Annotated in this window: 7 protein-coding genes, 3 tRNA genes, 1 other RNA gene and 1 pseudogene; 11 read left to right on the forward strand and 1 reads right to left on the reverse strand. The window is 53.5% G+C overall.

Annotation, left to right across the window (positions count from 1 at the left end; genetic code table 11):
• Positions 1 to 37: 37 nt before the first annotated feature.
• The 11 genes from ybgC (at position 38) to FBY13_RS07105 (ending at position 6350) form a co-directional block, all read left to right on the forward strand.
• Positions 38 to 442 (forward strand): tol-pal system-associated acyl-CoA thioesterase, encoded by a 405-nt coding sequence (ybgC, locus tag FBY13_RS07055; protein WP_063878796.1) that lies wholly within the window; start codon positions 38 to 40, stop codon positions 440 to 442.
• Positions 439 to 1125 (forward strand): Tol-Pal system protein TolQ, encoded by a 687-nt coding sequence (gene tolQ, locus FBY13_RS07060; RefSeq protein ID WP_063878797.1) that lies wholly within the window; start codon positions 439 to 441, stop codon positions 1123 to 1125. The genes ybgC and tolQ overlap by 4 nt, the downstream gene beginning before the upstream one ends.
• A 13-nt stretch (positions 1126 to 1138) precedes the next feature.
• A complete protein-coding gene (tolR, locus tag FBY13_RS07065) occupies positions 1139 to 1567 on the forward strand; it encodes a colicin uptake protein TolR (protein ID WP_014606291.1) in 429 nt (142 codons plus the stop codon).
• Positions 1568 to 1593: 26 nt separating this feature from the next.
• Positions 1594 to 2865: a cell envelope integrity protein TolA gene (tolA, locus tag FBY13_RS07070; RefSeq protein ID WP_145393811.1), complete on the forward strand. Its 1272-nt coding sequence runs from the start codon at positions 1594 to 1596 to the stop codon at positions 2863 to 2865.
• A 115-nt stretch (positions 2866 to 2980) separates the two neighbouring features.
• Positions 2981 to 4276, forward strand: a complete 1296-nt coding sequence (gene tolB, locus FBY13_RS07075; RefSeq protein ID WP_063878800.1) for a Tol-Pal system beta propeller repeat protein TolB — start codon at positions 2981 to 2983, stop codon at positions 4274 to 4276.
• Positions 4277 to 4328: 52 nt separating this feature from the next.
• On the forward strand, positions 4329 to 4853 hold the full coding sequence (gene pal, locus FBY13_RS07080; RefSeq protein ID WP_063878801.1) for a peptidoglycan-associated lipoprotein Pal: 525 nt from the start codon (positions 4329 to 4331) through the stop codon (positions 4851 to 4853).
• A 9-nt stretch (positions 4854 to 4862) separates the two neighbouring features.
• Positions 4863 to 5666 (forward strand): cell division protein CpoB, encoded by an 804-nt coding sequence (cpoB, locus tag FBY13_RS07085; RefSeq protein WP_145393812.1) that lies wholly within the window; start codon positions 4863 to 4865, stop codon positions 5664 to 5666.
• A gap of 166 nt (positions 5667 to 5832) precedes the next feature.
• Positions 5833 to 5908: transfer RNA gene (locus FBY13_RS07090), tRNA-Lys, on the forward strand.
• A 60-nt stretch (positions 5909 to 5968) separates the two neighbouring features.
• Positions 5969 to 6044, forward strand: a tRNA-Lys gene (locus FBY13_RS07095).
• A gap of 54 nt (positions 6045 to 6098) precedes the next feature.
• Positions 6099 to 6174, forward strand: a tRNA-Lys gene (locus FBY13_RS07100).
• A gap of 43 nt (positions 6175 to 6217) precedes the next feature.
• Positions 6218 to 6350: non-coding RNA, RtT sRNA (locus tag FBY13_RS07105), on the forward strand.
• 37 nt (positions 6351 to 6387) lie between these two features.
• On the opposite strand, the pseudogene FBY13_RS23550 reads toward FBY13_RS07105, so the two are convergent.
• Positions 6388 to 6585 (reverse strand): annotated as a pseudogene (locus FBY13_RS23550) (IS4 family transposase); the annotation flags it as partial.

Raw genomic sequence — 6585 nt, forward strand, 5'->3', positions numbered from 1 at the left:
TATAGTAGCAACGTTTAAAACGAGGCCGGGATGTAGAGTGAGTACAACGCTGTTTCGCTGGCCGGTTCGGGTCTACTATGAAGATACCGATGCCGGTGGTGTGGTTTATCACGCCAGCTATATCGCTTTTTATGAACGAGCACGTACCGAAATGTTGCGTCAGCATCATTTCAATCAGCAGACGCTGTTAGAACAGCAGATTGCTTTTGTGGTACGGCGCATAACGGTGGACTATCTTTCGGCGGCGCGTCTTGACGATCTTCTGGAAATTCAGAGCGAAGTGACATCAATGACCCGGGCGACGATGACATTCACCCAGCGTATCGTGAATGCAGAAGGCAAAGTGCTCAATGAGGCAGAGGTCCTGATTGCCTGCATCAACCCACACCTAATGAAGCCGATTGCGCTTCCCAAGTCTATTGTCGCGGAGTTCAAGCAGTGACTGACATGAACGTTCTTGATTTGTTCCTGAAGGCGAGCCTTCTGGTCAAACTTATCATGTTGATTTTGATCGGCTTTTCGATTGCTTCATGGGCAATCATCATCCAGCGCACGCGTATTCTGAATGCGGCGGGAAGGGAAGCTGACGCCTTTGAAGACAAATTCTGGTCCGGCGTTGAGCTTTCTCGCCTTTATCAGGAAAGCCAGGCGCGTCGCGAAGAGCTGTCAGGCTCAGAGCAAATTTTTTACGCCGGTTTCAAAGAATTTGCGCGTCTGCATCGAGTCAACAACCATGCACCTGAAGCCGCAGTGGAAGGGGCGAGCAGGGCAATGCGCATTTCCATGAATCGTGAGCTGGAAGCGCTGGAAAACCATATTCCTTTCCTTGGCACCGTCGGTTCCATCAGCCCGTATATCGGTCTGTTTGGTACGGTGTGGGGGATCATGCATGCCTTTATTGCCCTCGGAGCAGTAAAACAGGCAACGTTGCAGATGGTTGCGCCAGGTATCGCAGAAGCCTTGATCGCCACGGCCATCGGTTTGTTCGCGGCGATTCCAGCGGTGATGGCGTATAACCGACTGAACCAGCGCGTGAATAAACTGGAACAGGGCTATGACAACTTCATGGAAGAGTTCACGGCTATCCTGCATCGTCAGGCCTTTTCCAGCGACAGCGCTAAGTAAACAGAGGTAAATGATGGCCCGAGTGCGTGGTCGCGGTCGCCGCGAGCTAAAGTCGGAAATCAACATTGTTCCGCTGCTGGACGTTCTGCTGGTGTTGTTGCTGATCTTTATGGCGACAGCCCCAATCATAACCCAAAGCGTGGAAGTGGATTTGCCGGATGCGACGGATTCTAAAACGGTTTCCAGCGATGATAATCCTCCCGTGATTGTAGAAGTGTCGGGTGTCGGCCAATACAGCATGGTGGTGGATCACGATCGTTTATCGCAGCTACCACCGGAACAGGTGATTAGCGAAGCGCAACGTCGTCTGGAAGCGAATCCGAAAACCGTCTTTCTGATCGGCGGTGCGAAAGAGGTGCCTTATGATGAAATCATTAAGGCGCTGAACCTGTTGCATCAGGCTGGGGTTAAATCTGTCGGTTTGATGACGCAGCCGATTTAAAGTCGAACCGTTTTTGGGAACCGAGTGTGTCGAAGGCAACCGAGCAAAACGAAAAGTTAAAGCGCGCGATAATCATTTCGGTGATTCTGCATATCGTGCTGATTGCCCTGCTGATATGGAGCTCGTTTAATGAGCATATTGAAGCCAGCGGCGGTGGCGGCGGTAGCGATATCGAGGCGGTGATGGTCGATCCCGGTGCGGTGGTTGATCAATATAATCGTCAGCAGAATCAGCAAAGTGACAGTCAGCGCGCGGAACAGCAGCGCCAGAAACAGTCACAGCAGCAGGCCCAAGAGCTACAGCAGAAACAGGCGGCTGAACAGCAGCGGCTGAAAGAGCTGGAAAAAGAGCGCTTACAGGCACAGGAAGACGCGAAACAGCAGGCGAAAGCCCAGGCTGAACAGCAGAAGGCGGCGGAAGCCGCCGCGAAACAGGCCGAGTCACAACAGAAAGCCGCAGAAGCGGCTGCAGCGAAAGCCAAAGCGGATGCTAAAGCGGAAGCCGATGCGCAGGCCAAAGCGGCCGCTGACGCGAAAATAAAGGCTCAGGAAGACGCTAAGCAGGCCGCAGCAGAGGCGAAGAAGCAGGCCGAGCAACAGGCGAAAGCCGCGGCGGCAGAAGCGAAGAAGCAGGCTGAACAGCAGGCCAAAGCCGAAGCGGCCGAGGCCGCTAAACAGGCCAAGGCGGAAGCGGCGAAGCAGGCTAAAGCGGAAGCGGCTAAAGAAGCCAAGGCCGCTGAAGCTAAAGCTGCCGCGGAAGCCAAAGCCGCGGCCGCTCAGGAAGCCAAAGAAAAAGCAGCGAAAGAAAAAGCGGAAGCCGCAGCAAAAGCCAAAGCCGATGCTGCCGCGAAAGCGAAAGCAGACGCGAAAGCCAAAGCGGAGGCCAAAGCCAAAGCCGCAGCGGATGCAGCCAATGACAGCGACGTTGATGATCTGCTGGGCGGCTTAGCGTCCGGTAAGAATGCGCCGAAAAGCGGGGCGTCCGGTGGAGCAGCCGGACAGGGCAACCAGAAAAAAGCGGGTGCCTCTGGGGCCGAGGTGAATGCTTATCTTGGGCAGATTACCAGTGCTATTCAGAGCCGTTTTTACGATGCGGATCTTTATAGCGGTAAAAGCTGTGACTTACGTATTAAACTAGCGCCTGACGGTATGCTGATTGATGTGAAATCAGAAGGGGGCGATCCGGCTCTCTGCCAGGCCGCAATCGCAGCGGCGAAGCAGGCACGTATTCCGAAACCGCCTTCACAAGCGGTGTACGAAGTGTTTAAAAACGCACCGATGCGTTTCAGACCGCAATAATGCAGTAACCTGCGGCAGGTTGATCTATGGTTAGCTTGCCGTACTCTAGTTGTACTCGTGGTTTTCAGGAACAGTGCCAATTATCGCGGACTCAGGTTCAGATAAGGGAGATAAAATGAAGCAAGCTCTTCGCGTAACGTTAGGCTTTTTTATCCTGTTGTGGGCAGCGATGCTGCATGCAGAGGTTCGCATTGAAATCACCCAGGGCGTAAACAGCGCGCGTCCAATCGGTGTGGTTCCGTTCAAGTGGGTTGGCTCAGGCGCGGCACCGGAAGATATCGGTGGCATCGTCGCGGCTGACCTGCGTAACAGCGGTAAATTCAATCCGCTCGACCGCTCTCGTCTGCCACAGCAGCCGACCAGCCCCCAGGAAGTGCAGCCTGCTGCATGGAGCGCGCTGGGTATTGATGCTGTCGTGGTAGGACAGGTTCAGCAAAACGCCGACGGCAGCTATCAGGTTTCTTATCAACTGGTCGATACTGCAGGTGCACCGGGCACCGTGCTGGCGCAAAACTCCTATAAAATCACTAAACAGTGGCTACGCTATGCGGCGCATACCGTCAGTGATGAAGCGTTCCAGAAGCTGACGGGCATTAAAGGTGCGTTCCGTACCCGTATCGCCTATGTCGTGCAGACCAACGGTGGTCAGTTCCCTTACGAACTGCGCGTTGCCGACTACGACGGCTATAACCAGTTTGTCGTGCATCGCTCACCGCAGCCGTTGATGTCACCAGCCTGGTCGCCAGACGGCAGCAAAGTGGCCTATGTGACCTTTGAAAGCGGTAAGTCAGCGCTGGTTATCCAGACGCTCGCTAACGGCGCGGTACGTCAGGTTGCCTCATTCCCACGTCACAACGGTGCACCGGCGTTCTCGCCTGACGGCACTAAGCTGGCGTTTGCGTTATCGAAAACCGGCAGCCTCAACCTGTACGTGATGGATCTGGGCTCGGGTCAGATTCGCCAGATCACCGACGGTCGCTACAACAGTACTGAACCGACCTGGTTCCCGGATAGCCAGACCCTGGCTTACACCTCTGATCAGGCTGGCGCACCACAAATTTATAAGATTGGTATCAATGGTGGTTCACCACAGCGTATTACCTGGGAAGGTGCTCAAAACCAGGATGCTGATGTGGCCAGCGATGGTAAATCAATGGTGATGATTAGCACCAGTGGCGGTGCTCAACACGTCGCCAAACAGGATCTGGTAACGGGAGCCGTTCAAACGTTAACGGACACGTTCCTGGATGAAACGCCGAGCATGGCACCCAATGGCACCATGGTAATCTACAGCTCTACTCAGGGTATGGGTTCTGTGTTGCAGTTGGTTTCTACTGACGGTCGTTTCAAAGCGCGTCTTCCGGCAACTGATGGACAGGTCAAATTTCCTGCCTGGTCGCCGTACCTGTAATGTTTGAGCTTTCTGACATTACAAAAAAATAAACAATAATGGGAATTTTCAAATGCAACTGAACAAAGTACTGAAGGGTTTAATGCTGGCTCTGCCAATCATGGCAGTTGCGGCGTGTAGCTCACACAAAAATAACAACAACGACCAGTCTGGCGCAGGTGCTGATGGCGCTTACGGTGCGAACTCAGGCATGAACGGCAACGGTAACATGTCTTCTGATGAGCAGGCGCGTCTGCAGATGCAACAGCTGCAACAGAACAACATCGTTTACTTCGGCCTGGACAAATTTGATGTTCAGTCTGACTACGCTCAGATGCTGGATCAGCACGCTAACTTCCTGCGTAGCAACCCATCATACAAAGTGACTATCGAAGGTCATGCGGATGAGCGCGGTACGCCAGAGTACAACATCGCCTTGGGCGAACGTCGTGCTAACGCCGTTAAGATGTACCTGCAAGGTAAAGGCGTGTCAGCCGATCAGATGTCTATCGTTTCTTACGGTAAAGAGAAGCCGGCTGTTCTGGGCCACGACGAAGCGGCTTACGCTAAAAACCGTCGTGCCGTACTGGTATACTAAGAGAATCACATGGTTAGTAACTTCAGACATCACCTGTTGAGTCTGTCGTTACTGATTGGCGTAGCGGCCCCCTGGGCCGCTAATGCCCAAGCGTCAATCAGTAGCGTTGGCTCCGGCTCGGTCGAAGACCGTGTCACCAGTCTTGAAAGAATCTCAAATGCCCAGGCACAGCTGATGCAGCAACTGCAGCAGCAGATGAGTGATAACCAGCGGGATATCGACTCATTGCGTGGGGAAATCCAGCAAAATACCTATCAGCTGAACCAGGTTGTTGAGCGCCAGAAGCAGATCTATCAGCAGATCGACAGTCTGAGCAGCAACAACAGCAGTGCCAGTCAGCCAGCCGCCGGTGCCAGCGATAACGCCGGTGCGGGTGCTGCAGCCTCTGGCACGGAGTCTGGTGCAGCGGCAGCCGGTGGTAGTGCGCCGGTCCAGAGCGGCGATGCCAACAGCGATTACAATGCTGCTGTCGCGCTTATTCTGGAGAAAAAACAGTACGACCAGGCGATCACTGCGCTACAGGCGTGGGTGAAGCGCTACCCGGATTCGACGTATCAGCCGAATGCCAATTACTGGCTGGGACAACTGTTTTATAACAAAGGCAAGAAAGACGACGCGGCGTATTATTACGCCACGGTGGTGAAGCAGTATCCAAAATCCCCCAAGGCTGCTGAAGCGTTGTTAAAGGTTGGCGTGATCATGCAGGAGAAAAACGACACGGCGAAAGCCAAAGCCGTTTATCAACAGGTGATCAAACTTTACCCGGATACCGAATCTGCTAAGCAGGCGCAAAAACGTTTGTCTGGTATGTAATTTGTGCAGGTTTGACCGGATATCGTGTGATTTCTGGTCTTGCCGCATGAAAGGTAGGCAATTGAACTCCTTAACAGAAAATAAGGGTTGCGCTACCTCGGTAAATCAGTAATATATGCCGCCGTTGCCGGGACACATTGCAGATGTGTCTGGCAAGCCTGAAGATGGGTCGTTAGCTCAGTTGGTAGAGCAGTTGACTTTTAATCAATTGGTCGCAGGTTCGAATCCTGCACGACCCACCATCTCCCGCAGGACGTTGTTCCCCAAGAGAACCTTCAGTATTGCTTCACAACCATTAAGATGGGTCGTTAGCTCAGTTGGTAGAGCAGTTGACTTTTAATCAATTGGTCGCAGGTTCGAATCCTGCACGACCCACCATCTTAATCTCAGGCATCATTGGTGAATGTGTTTGAGCGGTTGTAAGCCCCGAGCGGGTCGTTAGCTCAGTTGGTAGAGCAGTTGACTTTTAATCAATTGGTCGCAGGTTCGAATCCTGCACGACCCACCAATACAGAAAAGAGCGCCCAATGGGCGCTCTTTTCGTTTCTGCACTCCGATGTCTGGCGTGCAGGATGAGAACCTGCTGCAGGGGCGACTGAATCGCGCAGCGATTCAGGCTGATGCGCCAGCATCACCCGAAGGGCGAGGCCCGAACGGGCCGAGGCAATCCTGCACGACCCACCAATGTTGAAAGGCGCCGCGCCCTAAAGGCTAATGCTGGTCACTTAAGGTGACCAGCCTTTTTTTTATCGGCATATTTCCGGGATCTTATTCGCAGCTCCCGCGGATAACTTCGTTCTCTTCGCCCCGGCAGTATCAGCCATCTCGCCTTTTCATACAGCGTTCTCAGTTCGCCCGGAACCGTGCCCGGCGAAGCCCAGGGTAACGTCATCAGCAGCCGCGATATCTCACTGATGGC

The organism is Pantoea sp. SJZ147, assembly GCF_007828605.1.
Classification (GTDB): Bacteria; Pseudomonadota; Gammaproteobacteria; order Enterobacterales; family Enterobacteriaceae; genus Pantoea; species Pantoea allii.